The sequence below is a fragment of the Arthrobacter sp. CAL618 genome (assembly GCF_000468215.1).
In the GTDB taxonomy this organism is placed as follows: Bacteria; Actinomycetota; Actinomycetes; order Actinomycetales; family Micrococcaceae; genus Arthrobacter_D.
On sequence record NZ_ASZW01000287.1, the window covers coordinates 1 to 1,873 of the forward strand.

The following is a 1,873-nucleotide window of genomic DNA, read 5'->3' on the forward strand; positions in this document are numbered from 1 at the left end:
CCCGCCACAACTCGCGGATCTTCGCCGAGGAAACCGCTGCCATCTTCACCGCCGCGGGCATCCAGACCTTCATGATGCCCACCGAACTGCCGACGCCGGTCCTTGCCTACGCGGTCCGCGCCCTGGAGTGTGAGGTGGGGGTGATGGTCACGGCAAGCCACAACCCACCCCAGGACAACGGGTACAAGGTCTACCTGGGAGGCCGCGCCGTCGACGACGCCGGCCGCGGGGCACAGATCGTGGCCCCGCAGGACACCGAGATCGCCGCCCGCATTGCAGCGGTAGGCCAGCTCGGCAGCATCCTGCTGGCGGCCGAGGGCTGGAATGTCCTGCCGGAGAGCATCGCCAAGGACTATGTCACATCGGTGGTTGCACTGGCGGATCGGGAGCGGTTCCCGGACCGGGACCTCTCGATCGTGCTGACCCCGATGCACGGGGTAGGCGGCACCACCGCACAGCAAGTGCTGGCCGCCGCCGGATTCGGGTCCGTCCACGTGGTAGCCGAGCAGGCAGACCCGGACCCCGACTTCCCCACCGTTGACTTCCCCAACCCCGAGGAGCCCGGCGCGCTCGACCTTGCCATCGCTGCTGCTCTAGCTCACGACGCCGACCTGGTGCTGGCCAACGACCCGGACGCCGATCGGGTTGCAGTAGCAGCCAAAGATCCGGCGACCGGTGAGTGGCGGATGCTCCGCGGCGATGAGACGGGGGCCCTGCTGGGGCAACACCTCGCCGTGCGCCGGGCGCAGGACACCGGTGCGCTTGCTGCGGGAACCGTCTTCGCCAACTCGATTGTGTCCTCGCGGCTACTCTCCCGCATCGCCGCAACCGCCGGGATCCCCCACACCGAAACCCTGACCGGATTCAAGTGGATTGCCCGGGTCCCGTCGCTCGCCTACGGCTACGAGGAAGCGCTGGGCTACTGCGTGGCACCCGACCTGGTCCGGGACAAGGACGGGATTTCCGCGGCGCTGCTCCTGGCCGAGCTTGCCGCGGCCACCAAGGCCGAGGGTCGGACCCTGTTTGACCTGCTCGATGACCTGGCACTGCTGCACGGGCTGCACGCCAGCGACCAGCTCTCGGTCCGGGTCGGCAGCCTTGGCCTGTTGGACGCCATGATGAACCGGTTGCGGGAAAACCCCCCGCAGGCCTTCGCGGACTCGGCAGTCGACGTCGTGCAGGACCTCCTCACCGGCTACGCCGGGCTTCCGCCGACCGACGGGCTGCTGTACCTGACCCGGGACGACACCCGGGTGATCATCCGGCCCAGCGGCACCGAGCCGAAGCTGAAGTGCTACCTGGAGGTCATCGAACCGGTGGAGTTGGCCGCCGAGCTCGACGATGCGAAGCTGACCACCCGCGCCCGGCTGGACGCGGTTCTGCGCGATGTGGAGGAGTCCCTGGGGCTCTAACCGCTGGGAACACCGCTGCGTGACTGGGCTCCACCGTGGTGAACCGGGGCTATCGGGTACCCGTCTGGGTGCCGCTGCCGCCCTGGGCGCTGAATCCAGTTATGGTTGAGTCAGTATCGTTTTGCACAATTTCGAGGAGACTCCATGTCACACACCACTACGTCCTCCGAGCGGACCGCTCCGCGCAAGCAGCCCACCCACTCGGGCGAAGGCCACCTGGTCAACAACCTCGTGACATTCGCCGTAATGATGGTGTTGTTCCTCGGCGCCGTCGGCTCCCTGGCCTTCTTCGACCAAAACAATGTCTGGGCCTTCGCCGTCTGCCTGACGCTGTTCTTCCTGGCCTTCTGGATCCCCCAGTCCATCCTGGGACGCTCCGATACCGGACCAACCCTCGCCAAGGGCGACCGCAAGGCCTAGCCGGCCAATACACGGCTTCCACCCATAAAAAGTGGCGGACC

The 1,873-nt window shown here is 67.2% G+C and carries 2 protein-coding genes; both read left to right on the forward strand.

Annotation, left to right across the window (positions count from 1 at the left end; all coding sequences use genetic code 11):
• Nucleotides 1-1,412: phospho-sugar mutase (locus K728_RS0117750; protein WP_024477519.1), on the forward strand; the 1,412-nt coding region annotated here is incomplete at its 5' end.
• Between the two features lie 144 nt (nt 1,413-1,556).
• Complete coding sequence (locus tag K728_RS0117755) at nt 1,557-1,832, forward strand: hypothetical protein (RefSeq protein WP_019483600.1); 276 nt, start codon at nt 1,557-1,559, stop codon at nt 1,830-1,832.
• Nucleotides 1,833-1,873 lie beyond the last annotated feature (41 nt).